Origin of the sequence: Thermoanaerobacter ethanolicus JW 200 (assembly GCF_003722315.1) — a bacterium.
Taxonomy (GTDB): domain Bacteria; phylum Bacillota; class Thermoanaerobacteria; order Thermoanaerobacterales; family Thermoanaerobacteraceae; genus Thermoanaerobacter; species Thermoanaerobacter ethanolicus.
Genome location: NZ_CP033580.1, coordinates 1192533 through 1214786, shown reverse-complemented (window position 1 = coordinate 1214786; position 22254 = coordinate 1192533). Strand labels below are relative to the sequence as shown.

The window sequence follows — 22254 nt, the reverse complement described above, 5'->3', positions numbered from 1 at the left end:
ATTTTCTCATCACAACAAGAGCATCTCATGGCTTATATTATCATTTCTTACTTATCTAACCATTAAATAGGTAAGTTTAATAAACCTCATATCCTATTTCCATATTATGGCGGGATAGCTCCACTTATCTCATGGGGTTTACCCTCCCATGTCTTACTGGATCTTAGTCCTTAATTCCTTCGTTCTACCTGCCATGAGGTGGATGTCATTTCTGCTCCATTGCAGGGTCTTTGCCCGTATGGTGATTATTCTTGTATGACAATTCCCGCTCTTGTTGTCAATATACCATCTTGACTAGTTGTTTTTGTTTTATTCCTTACTTTACCTTTTAGGTCACGTCGTTCACACTTTCGTTTTCCCTAAAAATTAATTCTTCTTAAGGGTCAGCTTTTTAGATGTGAGTAATTTAAAGCTGAAGAGAAGATGATTAACCCTTAATTGATTTGATAGTATGTTAGCACTTTTTATGCAGCTTCCTGTAAGGCTGGCCTCTTTATGTCCTTCATCATCTTGATTGGGTCATATTTTACTCCTTTTTTTAATATGACATAAAATACCCTTATCAGTTTGTTGCACAATACTATTAGTGATTGCTTCTTTTTTAGCGGGTTTTGCGCTCTGGTAGTGTAATATTTGTGTAGTTCACGAAACTCTTCGTTTTTTGCAACCAAGGCCATTACTGCATTAAATAGTACTCTCCTCAATCGCTTCCTCCCTCTTTTACTTATTGTCGTTTCTCCTTTATGTTTACCAGAGCTATTCTCTACTAGGTTTAATCCTCCTAGTTTTTGTATCTGTTTTGGATGTTCATATTTCTCAATATCTCCTACTTCTGCAATAAAACCTGCTACTGTATTTACTCCTATCCCTTTGATTTCTAGTAGTTCTTTAACCCCTGGTATCTCAACTATTAATTCTTCTATCTTCTTCTCTATTTCTTCAATTTGTTTTTTGAGAAATTCGTATTGTTCAATGAGAGTCTTTATCTCGTATTCCGCCATCTTTATGCCCTGCTTCTTCCCTATGCTCTCCTTAGCAGTTTCTATCAGCTTTATAGCCCTTTTTTCTCCTACCCCTCTTTGTACTTCTTTCTTCCATATCGATATTATTTCTTCAGCACTCTTTTTTGCTATCTTCTCAGGCGTTGGAAATTCTCTTAATGTGATAAGTGCTGCTTTCCCTTCCCAGTCTGAAAATACGGTGTTAAACTCCGGAAAGTATATGTCCATCCATCTTGTTATTTGATTTTTTGTCATCCCTATTTGTTTGTTCAACCTGTCTTTTATGTCCATCGCTACCCTTAATTCTGCATATACTCCTTCAGGTATTGTCGGCTCTACATATCTCCCATCTTTTACTAGCATTGCTATTGTTTTTGGGTCTTTTTTATCGCTTTTTGTGGGAGAATTGTCATCTAATTCTTTGCTCCTCTTTACATGAAATGGATTAACCAATACTACCTTTATGTTATTGTCTTTAAGGTATTGGGCAAAACATAGCCAATATTGCCCTGTCGGTTCTATCCCTACTATTAGTTTGTTTTTCTTATGTCTCTCCATCAACTCTTTTGCCCATCTAAAAAATTTTGTCATACCTTCTCTATTGTTTTCAAATCTTAGGTATTTCCCATATTCTACTCCTCTGTAGTCAAATGCTCTGGCATAATGGCTTTCTTTTGCTATGTCTACTCCCGCAATTAATGTGTCTTCTGTTACTTGCAAAATCTTTTCATTTTGTGTATACTTCATTTTAGGTACCTCCTGTTTATTTTGATAATTCGAGGTAAGTTCTAGAACTTACACTCTGTATTTTATCAGGAGGTACTTATTTTTTCAAAGTTCATTCTTCCTTATTTTTTATTCATTACAGGAATGCTCCTACCTTTCTTTTTTAATACTTTTTTGCATTTTTTGTATTCCTTTATGCATGAGATTCTTCGGCTTCACCTCAGAATGACAGAAGACAAAGATTCTTCGGAGACCATTCACTTCGGCTTAAGGCTTCGTTTCACTTCGGCTCAGGATTTACTGCTACACTTTACAAAAAAAGACACACTTTATAGTGTATCTCGATGTCTACAAATTTACTACTGCTCTCTTTAAAAGCTGTCTATCCAGCTTTACTTCCTGTGATTTTTGGTTTAATTCGGTAATCTTTTTATCATTCTAATCTAGTGTTTTCTCTAACTTCATCTTTATTTTTGTAATAGCTTCATCAAATCTTTCTTCAAATCCATCCAATCTTTTTTCAAAGTTGTCAAACCTTTTTTCAAAACTATTAAATTTGTCAACAATAAAATTCACAAAATCTTCATTTGTCATTTCATGGCCCCCATATAAAAACCATTTACTAGCTTCATCATACCATTCTTATTACAAGTAATCAAGGTTAAATCATGTTTATGTGTGTAAAATACCATCTTTAATTTTATTAAACATATCCTTTGTCATTTTTAACAGGAATACTTCCTTGTTTGAAGGGTCATGTTCAAATCCAAATGATAATAACATTTTTTGCGCCCTTTTATTGCTTAGAAGGACCGGGTCGATCATTATTTCTCCACCAAACTCATTAAAATAGTAGTCCAAAAGTAAAAATAGTGCTTCTTTTGCATAACCTTTTCCTCTGTGTATTCTTTCAATTTTAATATTCAGTTCTGCCGTTTTAGTTGAATCGTCAAATCGATGGAAACTTACTTCACCTACAGGTTCATCTTTATTGTTAAAAATTAGACAATAGAAATTATGTCCATCCGTAGGATCAACCATTTTTTGAAACCAAGATGATACTTTCTCCTCTGGTAAGAAAAAAGGTCCACCAACTTCACCTGTTGTATCCACATCGGACCATAATTTATTTATATAAGCAGTTTCCTCGTATTTAGGAGGTCTTATATAAATATTTTTCCCTTTTTTAGTAATTCTTTTCATTATTCTTCCTCCAGCTAAAAGATATCATAATATTAAGACTATTTATATAGTTCGATGACTGGCATCTCAAATATAGATGCCCTTTTCAAAAGCCTTTATTGATTTTATCATACCATTCCTTTTATGGTAAATCAAGATAAAAAAAAGAGAGATACACTTTTAATGTATCTCTTGAAGCGTCTTTTGGGATTCTTCTATTATCTGTTTGGTCATTTCAGTCATAGGCTTTGGCTCTAATGATTTGGAATTTGCTTTGTCAAACATTTTTTGTACATCTACCGCTTTTTGCAAAAATTCTTTTGCCTTTTCTTTATCTCCATTGTTTAAATAATACATACCAACTTTGTTATAAGCATCAGCTAATTGCTGGTAATTTTCTGGCCTCAATGGTTGTACTTCCACTGCTTTTAATACATATTTAAGGCCAAGGTCAATTTGTCCATGAGCAAGATAGAAAGCTCCCAGTTGGGCATTAAGTTGAGAATTAAAAGGCTCTAATTGCACGGCTTTTTCTTCCTCAAACATCGCTTTTTGAAGCTTTGCAGCATCCTTTAACTGGTCACCAAGGGCGGTGAGAATTTGCCCGTATGTCATTCTGTATTTTGCGTTCCACGGGTCATAGGATACTGCTTTTTCATAATTTTGTTCCGCCAAAATAAGATTTTGTTGTCTCAAAAAGTTATCCCCTTTTACGGCATAACTTAACGCTACTGACATAGAAGTAGACATAAACATTACAACAAAGGCTACAACTATCGCTAAATAGTTTAAGTAAATTTTTTTGTTTTTTACTTTAACTTTTAGTATGTCCAAAGAATTTATTACACCAATTAACGCCCAAAGTGCAATAGATACTGCAGAAAGCGACAGGTCAAAATCCATTGCAGCATGAGCGTAAAGACTTACTATTGCTGTTATAACAGCAGAAATTAATATTCTGTCTTTTTCCTCCAAATATCCCTTATACACTCTGTACATACCCCTAAATAGTGACAAAAGCAAAAACATTATAGCGATAGCTCCAATAATACCCGTATCTAAAAGTACCTGCATGAAATAGTTATGAGTCTGAGTAGTCCAATACAGGTAAGATTGGTATTTGAAATATAGTGATGCCCATGCACCGCCACCTGCTCCAAATATAGGATAATCTTTGAAAATTTTAAATCCATCTTTATAAAATTGCATCCTCTGTGAACTACTGCGGCTGGTAAAGTCTATATCTTGCACGCGGGATGCAATATCCTCCGGCAAGTATTTATATTTTAACATTATGTTTTGTACTTCATAAGGAGCATTTTTAGGATATATTTGCGCCTTTGTAAAAGTTACTGATGTATTTTGGAAGTTATTCACAAATGTTATGGCAAGCCTTTTTGTGTCTTTTAAAGTAGAAAATTCTATTGTTTTTTCTCCTATGAAATTGTCTTTGTCGTAGAATTCTGCAATTTTAGTCTCCTGGTCATTTCCATTTCTGCTGTTTATTATTATGCCGTAAGCCCAATCCTTATTTAAGGGATTTTTGGCTACAACATCGTATTTTAACACATAAACTCTATCAGGTTCTGCACTCACAAATCTCGTGACGCTTTTTATGCTGTCAGGCTCCTCTACATCATGTTTCAAAGTCAAAGGAACTTGAGTTGTAAAAACTATGTATCCAGCTGCTAACACAAAGATTCCAATTGCAGCAGCAACAGTTATTCCAGCTTTCACATTTATTTTATTTACAATACTCACAATAAAGCTTATTGCGTATGTAACAATTAGTGAAGCAAAAACCCCAGTCAAATACCATTTGATTAAATTGAGAGCTGCCCCGCTGGCAACTGCCGAATTAAACTTTACTATAGGGAGTGCTGAAGCAATTAAAACCCCTACAAAATACATAAAAGGTTCTATTCTTTTACCCCTTGGCATCAAAAGCATAAGGATAAAGCCAAGAAAAGGAAGCATAAGCCATGCGCCGCGAGACAAGGTAAATACATAAGCGTAAAACTGTGTATAAGCGGTTACGCCGTATATTGACTTTAAATATTTATTGTCAGTGTAAGAAATTAAAGCTAAATTGACAAGGAAGAAAGCCATCAAAAATGAAGCTGTTGTATTTGGGTACTGAAAAGTAGAGTTTATCCTGCCTCCTACCCATGAACCGTTGTAATGGATGAGATTAACTGAAGATCCCAGCCCCACAACCGCTACTACAAAAGAGCTTAAAACTAACACATTTAACAGTATAAAAATTTTTTTGTTATCTCTTACAGTCCTACTAACTATGAAATATATAAACAAATAATCAAAATATCTCAAAACTTCCCCTATGCTCGCCCTTATATTTACTGCAAAAAAACTAGAGATTATATACGCCCCTACAAGAGATAAAGCAGCATAGTCTAAGGTAGTACTTATTATGGGTTCTTTTTGCACAATTTTAAAAATAGCCCATATAATAAATACCGCAGAAGTCAATGCAATTGTTGGAAACATTTCTTTTTCAAAGTACATGCCTCTAAAAAAAGGTGGATAAAATACGAGAACTAAAAGCAATATATAAAATATTGTGTCTATGCTTACAAAACTTCTGTATGCCTTTTTTGTTTGTTTTTTTAATGTCTTGCCCTTTTTTACAGCTACTTTTTGCGCCATTTTCAATCCCCTTTTCTTGTAGCATTTTAATCCATTAAGACCACAGTATATACATATTCGACAAAAATTTCACTTTTCCTTCTTTTTATCAAACTATCAATTACAAATTTAAAATCACAAAAACGCACAATTTGCCTCAATCACACATTTTAATTGAAAGAATATAATAAAGTGAAAATAGAAAAAGGAGGATGGGTATGAGGCTTAAGTACTTAATTGTATTCCTGTTAGTATTAGCCCTTACAGTTTCTTTATTTGCAGGGTGTACAAATAAAAGTCAAAAACTTACAAAAATTAATTTTGTAGAGACAGTTCATTCTATTTTTTATGCACCCTATTACGTATCTGTAAGCCAAGGCTTTTTTAAAGAACAGGGACTGGAACTCGTCATTACAACTGCTCAAGGGTCAGATAAAGCAGCAACGGCTGTTTTATCTGGCACAGCAGACATAGGACTTCAAGGGCCTGAAACTACTGTATACGTACTTAAAGAAGGTAGAGATGATTATCTTGTAAATTTTGGGCAATTGACAAGAAAAGATGGATCTTTCCTTTTGGGGAAAAAGCCTGAACCGGACTTTAAATGGGAAAATTTAAGAGGTAAAAAGGTTATAGGTGGAAGGCCTGGCGGAATGCCTCAAATGACACTGGAATACATTTTAAAAGAACACGGCATAAACCCAAAGACAGATTTAACCCTTATCACCAATCTTCAATTTACAGCTGCAGCGGGAGCTTTTATGTCTTCCGATGCTGATTACGTGGCGTTATTTGAACCTACAGCTTCCCTAGTTGAAAAACAAAAAGGTGGATACATTGTAGCATCAGTTGGCGCTTCCAGTCATGAAGTCCCTTATACGACTTTTAATGCAAGAAAAAGCTACATTGAAAAACATCCCGATATAATACAGCGTTTTGTGAATGCAGTGTATAAAGGAATGCTGTGGGTGGAATCTCATTCTCCTAAAGAAGTAGCGGAAGCAATTAAGCCTTTCTTCCCAGATGCTGATGTAGACCTTATGGCAACAGCAATTGAAAGGTACAAAAATCAAAACACCTGGGGCACTACTCTAAAAATGAAAGTTGAGGACTTTGATTTTCTACAAAATATACTTTTAGATGCAGGTGTAATAAAAGAAAAGGTGGACTCACATCTTCTAATCAACAACACTTTCGCTGAAAAAGGTGAAAAAATGATCAAAAAGTAAAGTTTTAAATTGTGTTCAATATGTCCCTCCCATATTGAGCACAATTCCCCTTTTATTAACTGACTTTTCACATAGAAGGGAGTGCTTTTATGAATAAAATAATGGTAAGCCTCAAAGATGTATCCTTTAATTATCACACTTTAGACGGTGAAACAGAAGCTTTAAAAAATATTTCTTTTGATGTGTATGAAGGAGAATTTATAGGGATTATAGGCCCTTCTGGTTGTGGCAAATCTACTCTTCTTTCTATTATTTCTGGTCTTTTAAAGCCTTCTTACGGAAGTGTAGAGGTAAATGGAAAAATAGGCTATATGCTCCAAAAAGACCACCTTTTTGAATGGCGAAATATATGGCAAAATGCGCTACTTGGACTTGAAATACAAAAAAGTCTAACAGAAGAGTCTAAAAAATACGTAGAAGGTTTGCTTGTAAAATACGGCCTCGGCGAGTTTAAAAACCATTATCCTAATCAATTGTCAGGTGGGATGCGACAAAGAGCCGCTCTCATAAGGACATTGGCTTTAAAACCAGACATACTTTTACTAGATGAGGCCTTTTCTGCTTTAGACTACCAAACAAGACTTGCTATATCCGATGAAGTGTATAAAATTCTTAAATATGAGCAAAAAACTGCGGTCATAGTAACTCACGATATCTCAGAGGCAATTTCTATGTGTGACAGAATTGTAGTACTATCAAACAGACCAGCCTACGTAAAAAAGATTTATGACATTGTCTTAACCTGCGAAGATCGATCTCCCATAGGCTGCAGAAAAGCTCCTGAGTTTAGAGAATATTTTAATTCTATTTGGAAGGAGTTGGATGTCCATGTATGAAGCAGCAACCCCTTATATTTCAAAAGAGCACAGGGAATTTCTAAAAAAAGTAAAGAGAAAAAATGTATTAATACGAGTTACTCAATTTGCGCTATTAATCGTCTTTTTCGCTACATGGGAAATTGTCGCAAGGTATAAAATTGTAGACCCTTTTTTGGTCAGCCAGCCTTCAAGAATGTTAAAAACTATGATAGCCTTAAGCCAGAATGGTTCTCTTTTTATGCACATATGGGTAACTTTGAGTGAAACGATAATAGGTTTTACTCTTGGCACAGTAATTGGCATGATAATCGCTATACTTCTGTGGTGGTCAGACTTTTTGTCAAAAGTAGCAGAACCTTATTTGGTTGTACTTAATAGCCTACCTAAAATTGCACTGGGTCCTATATTTATAGTTTGGATGGGAAATGGAGAAGCTCCAATAATTACAATGGCTCTCGCTATTTCATTGATAGTAACTATAATCAGCTTGCAAACGGGTTTTAAAGAAGTAGACGAAGAAAAAATAAAACTTTTAAAGACTTTTGGTGCCACGAAAATGCAAATACTTACAAAATGTATTCTTCCCGCCAGTGTCCCAACGATTATTTCCGCCATAAAAATAAACATCGGACTTTCCTGGGTGGGAGTAATTACAGGAGAATTCTTAGTTTCTAAAGCAGGTTTGGGATATTTGATTGTCTACGGCGGTCAAATTTTTAAGTTGGATTTGGTAATGACAAGTGTCCTGATACTCTCAATACTTTCTGCCTTGATGTACATTTTTATAGTGTATCTTGAAAAAAAGCTGATAAGGTGGAGATAGAAAACAGTGTTTTTTGTCTTTTTATGTGCTAAAATATGTATTGTAGTACTATAAATGCGGGGTGAAAACTAATGAAAATTGCATTAGCACAAATAAATCCAGTTGTAGGAGATATAAAAGGAAACTTTGAAAAGATAGTAGAGTTTATAAATACAGCAAAATACCAAAAAGCTGACCTTGTGGTGTTCCCTGAACTAGCTACTGTAGGTTATCCTCCTAAAGACTTTTTGTTTATGCAAGATTTTTTAGAGGCCAATGAAAAATATATAAATGAAATAGTCTTGCCCGCTACTTATCAAATCGGAGTAATACTTGGTACTGTAAGGCAAGACACAGAAGGCAATCTTTATAATTCTGCTTTTTTTATTTATGACGGTAAAATAGTCGAGGTTTTTGATAAGACTTTACTTCCCAACTATGACGTATTTGATGAAAAAAGGTATTTCAAACCAGCACAAATAAGAAAGGTAGCTTCTTTTAAAGGGATAAAATTAGGAGTTAATATATGTGAAGACATATGGAAAGATTATGTTTTTGAGCCAAATGTAGATTATTCTGTTGATGTTTTAGAAGAACAATTTAAGCTAAAACCTGATATTTTTATAAATATTTCAGCATCTCCTTACTACTTGGGTAAGCAAAATATGAGAGTAGAAATGATAGAGAAAAAAATAAAAAAGTACGCAATTCCTTTTGTTTACGTGAATCAAGTTGGTGCAAATGATGAATTGATATTTGACGGTTCTAGCTTTGTAGTAAATGAAGAAGGCAAAAGAGTTGTGCAGCTTAAAGCTTTTGAGGAAGACATTAAAATTGTCGATATGGAAGAGCTTAAAAATTTTAAAGAGTTACCTGAGATAAAAGAGGATATATCATGGGTATACAATGCTCTCGTAGTTGGTGTAAGAGATTATTGTAAAAAATCAGGTTTTAAAAAGGCAGTAGTAGGCTTAAGCGGAGGAATAGATTCTGCAGTAGTTTGTGCCATTGCAGTAGAAGCTTTAGGAAAAGAAAATGTTCTTGCAGTTTCAATGCCTTCAAGATATTCCTCTGAAGGAAGTAAAACTGATGCAAGAATACTGGCTGAAAATTTGGGAGTTGAATTTAGAGTAATCCCAATAGAGCCTGTGTTCAAAAGTTATTTATCCGTTTTCAATGGGGATAACAGCGTTATAGGTGACCTGGCAGAAGAAAACATACAGGCAAGAATAAGAGGTAATTATTTAATGTTTATATCAAATAGGGAAGGGCACATTGTTTTAACTACCGGAAATAAATCAGAATTGGCAATGGGATATTGCACTCTTTACGGAGATATGAGCGGAAGCCTTGCACCAATTGCAGATGTACCTAAGACAATGGTATACGAGCTTGCGAGGTATATAAACAGAGAAAGAGAAATAATTCCAATTTCTATAATTGAAAAAGTTCCTTCTGCAGAATTAAGACCTAATCAAAAAGATGAAGACTCATTGCCTCCTTACAAGATTTTGGATGAAATATTAAAAATGTATATAGAGGAAAACAGGTCAGCAAAAGAAATAATAGAAAAAGGATATGATGAAAGATTAGTAAAAGATGTTATAAATAAAGTCAACAGAGTAGAGTACAAAAGAAAACAAGCAGCACCTGGACTCAAAGTCACCACCAAAGCCTTTGGAACAGGAAGACGTATGCCAATCGTTCACAACTTTAAACTATGATTTTTAAGTAACTTCTGAGGAGGAATTTAAGTTGTCCAAACAATTAAAAAGCGACATTGTGCTCACCGGAGTAACTATGGTGTGGGGGGCTACATTTATAATAGTCAAAAACGCTATACAGACACTTCCTGTGTACAATTTTCTTTTTATACGCTTTTTATTGGCTTTTTTGCTTCTGGCAATAATCTTCCATAAAAAGTTAAAAAACATTGACAATAAAACATTGGCTGCTGCTTCAGTAATTGGGACAATGCTTTTTTTAGGTTATGCCTTTCAGACAATGGGACTTAAATACACTACAGCATCTAAATCAGGATTTATAACAGGGTTTAGCGTAGTGTTAGTGCCAATTTTAGAAGCAGTGCTTCTTAAAAGAAAGCCTTCAAAGCCTGCAATTTTAGGAATTGTCCTCGCTTTTATAGGACTTATACTGCTCACTACAAATATTGACTTATCTATTAACATAGGTGACTTTTTGACACTTTTGTGTGCCTTTGCTTTTGGAATGCAGATTGTTTTGATAGCAAAATACGCTTCTACTTTAGATACTTATTTACTTGCTACTATTCAAATCGGAGTAGTTGCTGTTTTAAGCGGAATTGTGAGTTTAATATTTGAAAAGCCTTTTATACCCACTTCTCTTGATGTATGGTCAGCTATAATAATAACAGGGGTATTCGCAACTGCTTTTGCATATGTTGCCCAAAACACGATGCAAGCCTACACTACTGCCACTCATACAGCTTTGATATTCGCACTGGAGCCAGTTTTCGCTGCAATAGCTGCTTTTTTAATTGCCGGAGAAGTGATGTCTTTTAGAGCAATAATAGGCGGAATTTTTATGTTTGCAGGTATAGTGCTTTCCGAACTGCCTGAAAAGGAAGTGAGTAAATAATAAAAAACTTCCTACTGCTTTTAAAAATCATCAGTAGGAAGTTTTATTTTTACATTTTTTGATATTTGCTAGCAATTTGCAATCTCATCAAAGCCCTCTTTAAGGCTGCTTCTGCCAAAAGATGTTCCTGTTTGCTTCTTTTTTGCCTAAGTTTTTCTTCTGCTCTTTCTTTGGCTGCTTGAGCACGAGCTATATCAATTTCTTCGGGCCATTCTACTGCACTGGACAAGATTGTCACACTGTCTCTTTTGACTTCCATAAAGCCGCCGGAAATAAATGCCTCTCTCCACTGTCCGTCTTTTTTTATCTGTAAAGTACCTGTACCTACGGCTGCTGTCAGAGGGATGTGGCCTTTTAAAATACCTATTTGACCTGTGGTTATGGTCACTATTATTTCTTCCACATCCCCTTCGTAAAATTTTCTATGAGGAGTTAAAACCTCGAGGTGAAAATTTTTATCCATTCTTTTCACCTCATTTCATTTTTTCAGCTTTCTCGTAGACTTCATCTATGTTTCCTACCATGTAGAAAGCAGCCTCTGGGATATCGTCCATTTCTCCCTCTACAATTTTCTTAAATCCTCTTATCGTCTCTTTCAGCGGCACATATTTGCCAGGTGTTCCAGTAAAAGTTTCTGCTACAAAGAAAGGCTGTGATAAAAACCTCTGTATCTTCCTTGCTCTGTAAACTATGAGTTTATCTTCCTCTGTAAGCTCTTCCATACCCAATATAGCAATTATATCCTGCAGTTCTTTATACCTCTGCAAAATCTCTTGCACTTTTCTCGCAACATAATAGTGTTCTTCTCCTACTATATGAGGTTCCAATATACGTGAAGTAGAATCTAAAGGGTCTACTGCAGGATAAATTCCCATTTCTGCAATACTTCTTGACAAAACTGTTGTAGCATCTAAGTGGGTAAAAGTTGTAGCTGGTGCTGGGTCAGTTAAGTCATCAGCAGGTACGTAAACAGCCTGAACTGAGGTAATAGACCCTTTCTTTGTAGAAGTAATCCTTTCTTGTAAAAGGCCTAAGTCTGTAGCCAATGTAGGTTGATATCCAACGGCAGAGGGCATTCTTCCTAAAAGAGCTGAAACTTCTGAACCAGCTTGGACAAACCTGAATATATTGTCTATGAATAAAAGAACGTCTTGGTGCTCTTCATCTCTAAAATATTCTGCCATTGTAAGCCCTGCAAGACCTACTCTCATTCTGGCTCCCGGCGGCTCATTCATTTGTCCAAATACAAAAGCAGTTTTGTCTATAACCCCTGATTCATGCATTTCATGCCACAATTCGTTTCCTTCACGAGACCTTTCACCAACACCGGTGAAAATTGAGTAACCACCATGCTCTATGGCAACGTTGCGTATTAGCTCCATTATTAAGACAGTTTTGCCAACACCTGCACCACCAAAGAGCCCTATTTTACCGCCTTTTGGATAAGGAGTAAGTAAGTCTATTACTTTAATACCCGTCTCCAAAATTTCAGTAGCAGGGCTTTGTTCTTCAAAAGGCGGTGCTTTTCTGTGAATTGACATGTACTTCACATCTTTGACTTCTCCTAACTCATCTATAGGCTGCCCCAATACATTAAACATTCTGCCTAAAGTCCCTTTTCCAACAGGAACCATTATAGGGCTGCCTGTATCTATACATTCCATACCTCTTTTTAAGCCATCTGTTGAAGCCATCGCAACACACCTTACTACATTGTCGCCTATGTGTTGTGACACTTCAACAACTAATTCTCTGTCTTCCATAGGTATTTTTATGGCGTTGTTTATAGGAGGAAGTTCCCCTTCAAATCTTATATCAACAACAGGACCAATGACCTGTGTAATATACCCCTTCTTCAATTTATCATCTCCTTTTATACAGATGCCCCTGCGACTATTTCTGATATTTCTTGAGTAATAGAAGCCTGCCTGAGTTTATTATACTCTAAAGTAAGTCTGTTTATCATTTTATCGGCATTTGACGTTGCTCCATCCATTGCAATCATCCTTGCAAAATGCTCTGAAGCAAAAGCTTGAACAAGTATACTGTATATGAGACCTTTGAGATACTCAGGAACAAGCACATCAAAAACTTCTGAAGCAGAAGGCTCGTATATCATGTCACTGTCAATTACTACTTCATTCTTTTCAGCTTCTTCTCCTTCATTGGCTAACGCCATAAAGTTGTCAATGTCTAAAGGTAAAAGTCTTAAAACCCTTACCTTTTGTACAAGTCCTTGCATTTCAGTATAAACAATAGATAGTTCATCTGTCAGCCCTCTATTGTAAGCATTTAATATGACATCGCTAATTTCTCCTGCTATGGCTGTAGTTGGATTTTGAGCGGTATATAAAAATTCAATATCTACATTATAACCTTTTTTGATAAAATAACGTCTTCCAACCTCTCCTATCACCATTAAATTTACATTTTCTTTGCCAATAAGTTCTTCAGCCTTTTTTATAACATTGTGATTGTAAGCGCCGCAAAGGCCTTTGTCACCAGTTACAACTATTAAAGATTTTTTCTTCTCACTTTTATCATCTTTTTTCTCAAGATATCGTGAAGTAACTTCTCCAGTGTGAAGTAATATATCTTTCATAGCTACTTGAATTTTATGATAATAAGGTCTCACATTGTCTAACATGACCTTTGCTTTTTGAAATTTTGAAGCCGATATTAAATACATCGCTCTTGTAATTTTGCGAGTTTCTCTTACACTTTTAATCCGCAACGCTATATCTCGCTTTCCCATTAATTATCACCCTTTGCGGCGTACTTTTCCTTATACTCTACAATTGCAGCTTTTAATTTTTCTTCTGTTTCTTGAGTTAAATCTTTTGTCTCTCTTATAGATTGCTTTATTTCCGGATAATTTGAATCTAAAAATTCTAAGAGCCCTTTTACAAAAGGTCTCACCTGCTCTACTTCAATATCAGTAACATATCGATTCATCACTGTGTATATAGCTATTACTTGGTCTTCAACAGGCATAGGTTGATATTGAGGCTGTTTGGTAATTTCAACAATCCTTTCTCCTTGTCTTAAAACTTCAAGTGTTGCTTTATCCAAATCCGAACCAAATCTAGCAAAAACTTGTAGCTCTCTATACTGGGAAAGTTCCAATCTTAATCGGCCAGCTACTTTTTTCATGGCCTTTATTTGTGCGGCACCGCCAACACGGGATACAGATAGACCCACATTTATAGCTGGTCTTATTCCTGAATAGAAAAGCTCTGACTCAAGGTATATTTGTCCATCTGTGATTGAAATTACATTTGTAGGAATGTATGCAGATATATCTCCCGCCAATGTCTCAACAATTGGGAGTGCCGTCAACGAACCTCCCCCGTATTCATCTGCAAGCCTTGCAGAACGTTCAAGAAGTCTTGAATGAAGGTAAAATACATCACCAGGGTATGCTTCTCTTCCAGGTGGTCTTCTCAAAAGCAAAGATATAGTTCTATAAGCAATAGCATGCTTTGAAAGATCATCATAAACTACAAGTACATCTTTGCCTTGATACATAAAATGTTCTCCCATAGCGCAACCTGCATACGGAGCAATATACTGAAGTGCAGCTGAATCACTGGCAGTTGATGCGACAACTGTTGTATATTCCATAGCCCCATACTTTTCTAACATGTTTACAATTCCTGCAACAGTTGAAGCCTTTTGTCCTATAGCTACATATATACAATATACTCCTTTGTCTTTTTGATTTATTATAGTATCTATAGCAATAGCAGTTTTACCTGTTTGCCTATCTCCAATTATTAATTCTCTCTGCCCTCTTCCTATAGGAATCATAGAATCTATAGCTAAAATACCTGTCTGTAAAGGTGTATCCACAGATTTCCTTCTTACTATTGGTGGAGCTGGGTATTCAATTGGACGTTTTGTTTCATAATTTATAGGTCCTTTACCATCTATAGGTTCTCCTAAAGGATTTACAACTCTTCCCAACATTTCTTTTCCAACAGGCACTTCCATGATTCTGCCTGTTCTTTTTACTATATCCCCTTCTTTAACTTTTTCGGGGTCTCCAAGGACAACAACACCCACGGTATCTTCTTCAAGATTTAAGACCATTCCTACAACTCCACTTTCAAACTCCACCATTTCTCCGTAAATAGCATTGTCAAGGCCATAAATCTTCGCTATTCCATCACCTGATTGGATGACGTGTCCAATTTCCTGAGTTTCAAGGTTAAAATCGAAATTTTTTATTTTTTCTTCTATAACTGAGCTTATTTCTTCAGGTCTTATGCTCATACTTTTTCACCTTCTTAAATTCATTTTACACAGCTTGTTGCATATTTTTTAGAAGTGCAGTAAGTCTTGCTTTGACTGAACCATCGATTATTGTATTCCCAATAATAAGTTTTAAACCGCCTAATATGCTTTTATCTACTATTGGTTCGATATTGATATGTTTTTCTAACTTTTTCTCTAATTTTTCTTGAAGCTTTTGCAATACTTCTTCTTTTAGTGGATATGCAGAAACGACTTTTACATCTGTAATATTAAAATACTCTTTGTATAGCTTTTTAAACTCCTTTCCAATGTCTTCAATTAGATCTTCTCTATGTTTTGATATTATTATTTTGATAAAATTGATAACTTCTTTATCGGTATCCTTTAAAATCTGCTCCACAAATTCTATTTTCTTTGTTTTATCAATACTTTTATTCTTAAAAATCCGCTTTACTTTATCCACTTGAAGAATTTCAATTGCTTTATTTAACTCCTCATAATACTCTTTCACTTTATTTTGCTGCTTCGCAACATCAAAAAAGGCATAAGCGTATCTCTTCGCAATTATTTGTGCCATGATGCCCCCGCCTCCTCGATAACCTCATTGATGAGGTCTTCGTCAGCAACAGGTAGCTTTTTCTCCAGCACACGGGAAGCGGCATCTATGACTAATTGCGATATCTCTGTCCTTAAATCATGCATAGCTTTGATTTTCTCTAACATTGCCTCTTCTTTTGCCTTTTCTATTATATTTTCTGCCTCTTTATTGGCATTTTCTATAATTTTGTTTGCTTTGTCTTCTGCTGCCTTTTGTGCCTTCTCAATAATAGCTTTTCCTTCATTATCAGCATTTTTTAGTATTTCTTCGTACTTAGCTTTTAAATTATGAGCTTCTTGCCTTTCTCTATTTGCTTCTTCTAAGGAGGATTTAATTTTGTTTTCTCTATTTTCAAGAAATTGTGTAACAGGTTTGAATAGAAGCCATTTCAAAATAAAATAAAGAACTAGTAAATTAATTATTGTAAAGATGAAAGTCGATATATTAAAAATGCCCAATTTTTTCCCTTCTTTCATCAGGAAATTTGTCTCAAACTTATGGCTTTAATATTATTATCAGGAATGCCACCAACAAACCGTAAATAGCTGTTGCCTCTGCAAGCGCGCCTCCCAATAAAAGAAGCTGCATAATCCTTCCACCTGCTTCTGGCTGTCTTGATACAGCTTCAACTGCCTTTCCTGTCGCAAGACCTATACCAATACCTGCACCTATCCCTGTTAATGCAGCAATAGCTGCTCCTATAGCTAATAAATCCATTTAAATCCTCTCCTTTTCTTTTTTATTTTTATTAAAATTTTTTAATCATTTCATTATTTTTATTATACATTATTCTATAGCTTCTTCAATATATAACATGGTCAAAAACACAAATACCAACATCTGTAATAATCCATCAAAAAGGTCAAAATATAAACTAAATACTGCAGGAACTACTATTGGCACAGCCCTTTCAATAAGTTCCATTATCGTAACTGCTGCAAATATGTTGCCAAAAAGTCGGGCTGCCAGCGACAAAGGTCTTGTAAATAAATCCAAAACATTGATAAAAAGGTTTATAGGAGACTTAAAAAAGTGCTTTACGTACCCTTTAAGCCCTCTTGCTCTTATGGAAGCTATAATAACAGTAGTAATCGACATAATGGCAAGGGCTGAAGTTGTACTAATATCTTTAGTAGGAGGTGTTAAGCCAAAAATGCTTATAGTGTTGGCTAAAATCAAAAAAGCTGCTACAGTTCCTAAATAAGGAGCGTAATCTCTCCAATGCTCTCCTAAAGCACCTTCCACAAATTTATTAAATTCCTCCACCATAAGCTCTACAACATTTTGTGCACCCTCAGGAACTAGTTTCCATCCCTTAGTAACAACAGCAGCACCCAAAATTAGTACAGCCATTATAATCCATTCTACTACTATTGTTTCTGTAATAGGAATACCTCCAAATAGCGGTATGGTAAATACCACTGAAGACCCTATCTCCAATTACCTCACCTCCTCTTATATACCCCCAACATGTATAATTATATACTTATTAAGAAAGATTTTCAATTTAGTATATTTACTTTGTTGTTAAAAATAAGCAATTTGTTACAGTTTTTTACCTACTTCGCAACTCTTCTTCTAGATTTTTGTCTAACACAAATAGATAGACGTATTCTCCTTTTTGAGGATTCATATCCTTATAGATACTTATAACATTACAACCTGTAAGGCGCATTATCATCTCCTTAAACTTGGGTTTTAATATTTCATCCAACAACTCCCTTAATTGTTTTACCAGCCTTTTACCCTCTTCAGTAGATATAATTTGCATCTCCTCATGGCTCAAAGATTTACTAAGCCTTACAATAATCATATCCTCGCAAATTCGGGTTTTTGCTGCCTCTGCACCTCTTCCAATTGCTTCTTTTGTGAGTTTTATCATTTCTTCGTTTATTTTACTTTCTAATACCCCTTTCATTATTTTCTCCCTCCGCACAAATAAAAACAAAAATTTTTATCAATAGTTAATAAAAATTATACCCCTTATAATGTTCTAACACAACAATTTTAATGCTGCTAAATTTTTTATTTCATCAAAAATAATCAAAAATTTAACGATTTTCTCGTGTTTTTTTACAAAATTAAAAATTTATTTTTTTGTCCACTCCTCAAAAATTGATAATACTTGGGATACTCCCATTTTCTTTAAAGAAGAAAAAACTATAATTCTTTCGCTATCAATGTTAAAAGTTTTACAAATGCCTTCTACCGCATTTACTATCTCTGATTTATTGACCTTATCAGCTTTTGTTAATACCACTGTAAAAGGTAACTCTTTATGTCTAAACCAATTTACCATTAAAAAATCGTCTTCTGTAGGAGTTCGACGTATATCTATTAAAAGCAAAGCATGCCGCAGATTCTTAGAAGTATTTAGAAAAGTCTCTATGTTATGTGCCCACTGTTTCTTCATTTCTTTTGAAACTTTTGCATATCCATATCCCGGCAAGTCTACTAAATAAAAGCCATTATTTATCAAATAAAAATTTATGCCCCTAGTTTTTCCAGGTTTAGAACTTGTCTTTGCGAGATTTTTTCTGTTTAATACAGTATTTATCAAAGTGGATTTGCCCACGTTTGACCTTCCTACGATTACTATCTGAGGAAAATTATCTTTAGGATACTGCTCTTCATTAAAGGCAGTACGAACCAGCTCTACAGTTTTAATTTTCATAAATGCCCTCCTTAGACAAGGCATAGTCAAGAACTTCATCAATTTTTTCAACAAATTTAAATTCTAATTTTTTCTTTACGCTTTGAGGAATTTCATCCAAATCTCTTTTATTTTCCAAAGGAAGTATAACCTTGCGTATCCCTGCTCTGTGAGCTGCTAAAACTTTTTCCTTTACTCCTCCTATAGGTAAAACTTTGCCGGTTAAAGTTATTTCTCCTGTCATAGCTACATCTTTTTTTACAGGAACTTTTTTAAGTGCAGACACCATAGCAGTAACCATAGTTATTCCCGCTGAAGGACCATCTTTTGGAATTGCACCTTCAGGCACATGTATATGTATATCGACATTTTTGTAAAAATCTTTATCTATATTCAGTTTCTCGGCATTCGCCCTTATATAGCTAAAACCAGCTTGTGCAGATTCCTTCATCACATCCCCTAATTGCCCTGTGAGATTGAGCTTGCCACTTCCTGGCATTATAGAAGCTTCTACAGTTAAAATTTCTCCTCCTACCCTTGTCCATGCAAGTCCAAAAACTATCCCTACTTCGTCTTTTTGATCTGCTTTATCAGGGCGGTAAATAGGCTTGCCTAAATAAGACTGTAGATTTCTTTTTCCCACTTTTACTACTTGTGCGTTTTCTTCAACTATCTTCTTTATAGCCTTCCTCACAATTTGAGATAAATTCTTTTCTAAGCCTCTTACTCCTGCTTCGCGAGTATATTCTGAAATTATTCCGTAAATAGCAGATTCTTGGATTATTATTTTGTTATCTGACACCCCATGTTCTTTTAAAATCTTAGGTATTAAATAATCTTTTGCAATGTGAAGTTTTTCTTCTTCAGTATATCCAGAAACATATATAACTTCCATTCTATCTAAAAGAGGTGCCGGTATGGTATCTACCGTATTAGCCGTTGTTATAAACAATACCTTTGAAAGGTCAAAAGGTAAATCAAGATAATGGTCTCTAAAAGTGGAGTTTTGTTCTGGGTCAAGAACTTCAAGCATTGCAGAAGCAGGGTCTCCTCTAAAATCTGAGCTCATTTTATCTATTTCATCCAGTAAAAACACAGGATTTTTTGAACCGGCTATTTTTATGGAATTTATAATACCTCCTGGTATAGCTCCGACGTAGGTACGCCTATGTCCCCTTATTTCTGCTTCATCTCTCACTCCACCAAGGGATAATCTGACAAATTTTCTGTTCATAGCCCGCGCTATAGACCTGCCTAATGAAGTCTTACCAACACCTGGAGGACCTACAAGGCATAAAATAGGACTTTTAATTTTGTTGTAAAAACTTCTAACTGCTAAAAACTCTATTATCCTCTCTTTTACTTTCTTTAAGCCGTAATGGTCCTCATCCAATATTTTTTGTGCTCTTTTTAAATCTAAAATATCTTCTGTTTCGTAATTCCATGGCAAATCCAAAATCCAATCCAAATAAGTTCGCACTACAGAAGCTTCTGCAGAACCAGGCGCCATTTTAGAAAGGCGTTTTAATTCTTCTTTCGCCTTTTTTCTAACCTCTTCGGGTAAATCTTTTTCATTTATTTTCTTTTCATACTCCTCAATCTCTTGGTCAATCTCATCTGTCTCTCCTAATTCAGCTTTTATAGCTTTTAACTGTTCTCTTAAATAATATTCCTTCTGTAATTTGTCAATTTGACTTCTAACTTTGGCATTTATCTCTCTTTCAATGTTTAGTATTTCTAATTCCTTCATTAAAAACCCTAAAAGAGTTTCTAACCTTTTATTTACATCAAAACACTCCAAAAGCTGCTGACTTTGATTTGTATTTAAAGATATGTGAGCCGCAATCATATCTGCAAGTCTTCCAGGCTCTTCTATGCTTATAACACTGTATAAACTATCTATAGGCAGTCTCGAAGTCAAATTTACATATTCTTCAAAAGCAGAAATAACACTTCTCATTAAAGCTTCAAGCTCTGGTGTCTTTTCAATTTCTTTTTGCTCTTCTTTTTCTATAACTTCTACCTCAAAAAATTCATCATCTCTTGTCACTTGCTGAATTTCAGCACGACTTATCCCTTCTACCAAAACTCTTATAAGTTCTCCTGGCAGTTTTAACATTTGTTTGACTTTTGTAATAGTGCCAACTTTGTAGACGTCGTCAATAGAAGGGTCTTCTATCTCAGCTTCTTTTTGCGTTGTAACAAATATCAACTGATTTTTCATAAAAGCTTCTTCCAAAGCCCTAATTGACTTTTCTCTTCCTATGTCAAAATGAAGCACCATGTATGGAAAAATAGTTAATCCTCTTAAAGGAATCATTGGCAATATATACTTTTTTTCTGTCATATCTTCACCCTCTTTTATGCAATATAATCCAAGCCCCCTTCCCATTCACTATTTTAGTATGTGAAGGAGAAGGGGGATTGATGTAAAAATTTTATTTTTTTACGAAACAGACTCCGTCTTTTTTATTTTCTTTTTGGCTTTTTGAGCATCTGAGTAAACCAATGTTGGCGGAGCCTTCTTTAGTACCGTCTCCTCTGTAATTATACACTTTTCTATGTTGTCACTGGATGGTATTTCGTACATCACATCCAACATAATTTCCTCTAAGATTGCCCTCAGTCCTCTTGCGCCGGTCTTTCTCTCCAAAGCCATATCTGCAATGAGCCCTAAAGCTTTCTTATCAAATTCAAGCTTTACACCATCTAATTCAAACAATTTTTCGTATTGTTTTGTCAGCGCATTTTTGGGCTCTGTCAAAATCCTTACTAAGTCATCCTTACTCAATGGGTCTAATGTAACTACTATTGGCACCCTTCCTATAAACTCGGGTATCATACCGAATTTAAGAAGGTCCTGTGGCATTATATGACTTAAAATTTCGCTTAAGTCTTTTTCTTTTCTGCTCTGTACTTCTGCGCCAAATCCTAAGCTCTTTTTCCCTATTCGGGATTCTATTATTTTTTCTATGCCTTCAAAAGCGCCACCACATATAAACAATATATTAGTTGTGTCAATTTGTATAAACTCTTGATGAGGATGTTTTCTTCCACCTTGTGGCGGCACATTTGCAATGGTCCCTTCTAAAATTTTTAACAAAGCCTGTTGTACGCCTTCTCCTGAGACGTCACGAGTAATAGAAGGATTTTCTGACTTTCTCGCTATTTTATCTATTTCGTCAATGTAAATTATACCTTTTTCAGCTTTTTCTATGTCATAATCTGCTGCTTGTATGAGTTTTAAAAGTATATTCTCTACGTCTTCACCGACATATCCAGCCTCAGTTAGAGAAGTTGCATCAGCTATTGCAAAAGGAACATTTAGAAGTTTTGCCAGTGTCTGAGCCAATAAGGTTTTCCCAGAACCTGTGGGACCTAAAAGTAAAATATTGCTCTTTTGAAGTTCTACATCGTCTGGCTTTATCCTGCTGTTAATTCTCTTGTAGTGATTGTAAACAGCAACAGCTAAAGCTTTTTTAGCTTTTTCCTGTCCAATTACATATTGGTCAAGAAATTCTTTTATTTCCTTTGGCTTCGGAAGTTCTCCAATTCCCATATCCATATCTTCTTCAAATTCTTCATTTATGATTTCTTGGCAAAGTTCAATGCATTCATCACAAATATACACGCCAGGCCCTGCAACTAGTCTCTTTACCTGGTCCTGTGTCTTTCCGCAAAAAGAACACTTTAATTGCTTTTGATTATCGTATTTAGCCATAA

General features: G+C 35.1%; 21 protein-coding genes. 5 read left to right on the top strand and 16 right to left on the bottom strand.

What is annotated here, in order from left to right; genetic code table 11:
* Nucleotides 1-464: 464 nt before the first annotated feature.
* From EB239_RS05990 to EB239_RS05980, 4 genes are all read right to left on the bottom strand, one after another.
* Complete coding sequence (locus EB239_RS05990) at nucleotides 465-1748, bottom strand: IS110 family RNA-guided transposase (RefSeq protein ID WP_003869362.1); 1284 nt, start codon at nucleotides 1746-1748, stop codon at nucleotides 465-467.
* Between the two features lie 417 nt (nucleotides 1749-2165).
* Nucleotides 2166-2321 (bottom strand): hypothetical protein, encoded by a 156-nt coding sequence (locus EB239_RS14610; protein WP_003870603.1) that lies wholly within the window; start codon nucleotides 2319-2321, stop codon nucleotides 2166-2168.
* 78 nt (nucleotides 2322-2399) lie between these two features.
* Entirely contained in the window at nucleotides 2400-2930 is a 531-nt protein-coding gene (locus EB239_RS05985; protein WP_003870602.1) for a GNAT family N-acetyltransferase, read from the bottom strand.
* A 159-nt stretch (nucleotides 2931-3089) separates the two neighbouring features.
* Nucleotides 3090-5576, bottom strand: coding sequence for an O-antigen ligase family protein (locus EB239_RS05980; RefSeq protein WP_003870601.1), 2487 nt, complete (start codon nucleotides 5574-5576; stop codon nucleotides 3090-3092).
* Nucleotides 5577-5773: 197 nt separating this feature from the next.
* Between EB239_RS05980 and EB239_RS05975 the strand changes: the two genes are divergently transcribed.
* From EB239_RS05975 to EB239_RS05955, 5 genes are all read left to right on the top strand, one after another.
* A complete protein-coding gene (locus EB239_RS05975) occupies nucleotides 5774-6784 on the top strand; it encodes an ABC transporter substrate-binding protein (RefSeq protein ID WP_003870600.1) in 1011 nt (336 codons plus the stop codon).
* 89 nt (nucleotides 6785-6873) lie between these two features.
* Complete coding sequence (locus EB239_RS05970; protein WP_003870599.1) at nucleotides 6874-7620, top strand: ABC transporter ATP-binding protein; 747 nt, start codon at nucleotides 6874-6876, stop codon at nucleotides 7618-7620.
* Nucleotides 7613-8425 carry an ABC transporter permease gene (locus tag EB239_RS05965; RefSeq protein WP_003870598.1) on the top strand — a complete coding sequence of 271 codons (813 nt, stop codon included), beginning with the start codon at nucleotides 7613-7615 and terminating at the stop codon, nucleotides 8423-8425. The genes EB239_RS05970 and EB239_RS05965 overlap by 8 nt, the downstream gene beginning before the upstream one ends.
* Before the next feature lie 71 nt (nucleotides 8426-8496).
* Nucleotides 8497-10128, top strand: a complete 1632-nt coding sequence (locus EB239_RS05960; RefSeq protein WP_003870597.1) for an NAD+ synthase — start codon at nucleotides 8497-8499, stop codon at nucleotides 10126-10128.
* A 31-nt stretch (nucleotides 10129-10159) separates the two neighbouring features.
* On the top strand, nucleotides 10160-11023 hold the full coding sequence (locus EB239_RS05955) for a DMT family transporter (RefSeq protein ID WP_003870596.1): 864 nt from the start codon (nucleotides 10160-10162) through the stop codon (nucleotides 11021-11023).
* A 49-nt stretch (nucleotides 11024-11072) separates the two neighbouring features.
* Here EB239_RS05955 and EB239_RS05950 read toward each other — a convergent pair whose 3' ends face one another.
* The 12 genes from EB239_RS05950 to clpX all read right to left on the bottom strand — a co-directional run bounded on the left by EB239_RS05950 (nucleotide 11073) and on the right by clpX (nucleotide 22252).
* Nucleotides 11073-11486, bottom strand: a complete 414-nt coding sequence (locus EB239_RS05950) for a F0F1 ATP synthase subunit epsilon (RefSeq protein WP_003870595.1) — start codon at nucleotides 11484-11486, stop codon at nucleotides 11073-11075.
* Between the two features lie 10 nt (nucleotides 11487-11496).
* Nucleotides 11497-12882, bottom strand: coding sequence for a F0F1 ATP synthase subunit beta (atpD, locus tag EB239_RS05945; RefSeq protein ID WP_003870594.1), 1386 nt, complete (start codon nucleotides 12880-12882; stop codon nucleotides 11497-11499).
* A gap of 14 nt (nucleotides 12883-12896) precedes the next feature.
* The gene (atpG, locus tag EB239_RS05940; protein WP_003870593.1) at nucleotides 12897-13778 is read right to left on the bottom strand and encodes an ATP synthase F1 subunit gamma; all 882 of its coding nucleotides are present in this window, start codon (nucleotides 13776-13778) and stop codon (nucleotides 12897-12899) included.
* Nucleotides 13778-15298: a F0F1 ATP synthase subunit alpha gene (gene atpA / locus EB239_RS05935; protein ID WP_003870592.1), complete on the bottom strand. Its 1521-nt coding sequence runs from the start codon at nucleotides 15296-15298 to the stop codon at nucleotides 13778-13780. Before atpA ends, atpG begins: the two co-directional genes overlap by 1 nt.
* Before the next feature lie 25 nt (nucleotides 15299-15323).
* On the bottom strand, nucleotides 15324-15857 hold the full coding sequence (gene atpH / locus EB239_RS05930) for an ATP synthase F1 subunit delta (protein ID WP_003870591.1): 534 nt from the start codon (nucleotides 15855-15857) through the stop codon (nucleotides 15324-15326).
* Nucleotides 15845-16354, bottom strand: a complete 510-nt coding sequence (gene atpF, locus EB239_RS05925; protein ID WP_003870590.1) for a F0F1 ATP synthase subunit B — start codon at nucleotides 16352-16354, stop codon at nucleotides 15845-15847. Before atpF ends, atpH begins: the two co-directional genes overlap by 13 nt.
* A 19-nt stretch (nucleotides 16355-16373) precedes the next feature.
* Nucleotides 16374-16595 carry an ATP synthase F0 subunit C gene (atpE, locus tag EB239_RS05920; RefSeq protein WP_003870589.1) on the bottom strand — a complete coding sequence of 74 codons (222 nt, stop codon included), beginning with the start codon at nucleotides 16593-16595 and terminating at the stop codon, nucleotides 16374-16376.
* 69 nt (nucleotides 16596-16664) lie between these two features.
* Complete coding sequence (locus EB239_RS05915; protein ID WP_003870588.1) at nucleotides 16665-17318, bottom strand: F0F1 ATP synthase subunit A; 654 nt, start codon at nucleotides 17316-17318, stop codon at nucleotides 16665-16667.
* Nucleotides 17319-17433: 115 nt separating this feature from the next.
* Nucleotides 17434-17796 (bottom strand): DUF2294 domain-containing protein, encoded by a 363-nt coding sequence (locus EB239_RS05910; RefSeq protein ID WP_003870587.1) that lies wholly within the window; start codon nucleotides 17794-17796, stop codon nucleotides 17434-17436.
* A gap of 171 nt (nucleotides 17797-17967) precedes the next feature.
* Nucleotides 17968-18552: a ribosome biogenesis GTP-binding protein YihA/YsxC gene (gene yihA, locus EB239_RS05905; RefSeq protein WP_003870586.1), complete on the bottom strand. Its 585-nt coding sequence runs from the start codon at nucleotides 18550-18552 to the stop codon at nucleotides 17968-17970.
* Entirely contained in the window at nucleotides 18542-20878 is a 2337-nt protein-coding gene (gene lon, locus EB239_RS05900) for an endopeptidase La (RefSeq protein WP_003870585.1), read from the bottom strand. The genes yihA and lon overlap by 11 nt, the downstream gene beginning before the upstream one ends.
* 99 nt (nucleotides 20879-20977) lie before the next feature.
* Entirely contained in the window at nucleotides 20978-22252 is a 1275-nt protein-coding gene (gene clpX / locus EB239_RS05895) for an ATP-dependent Clp protease ATP-binding subunit ClpX (protein ID WP_003870584.1), read from the bottom strand.
* Nucleotides 22253-22254 lie beyond the last annotated feature (2 nt).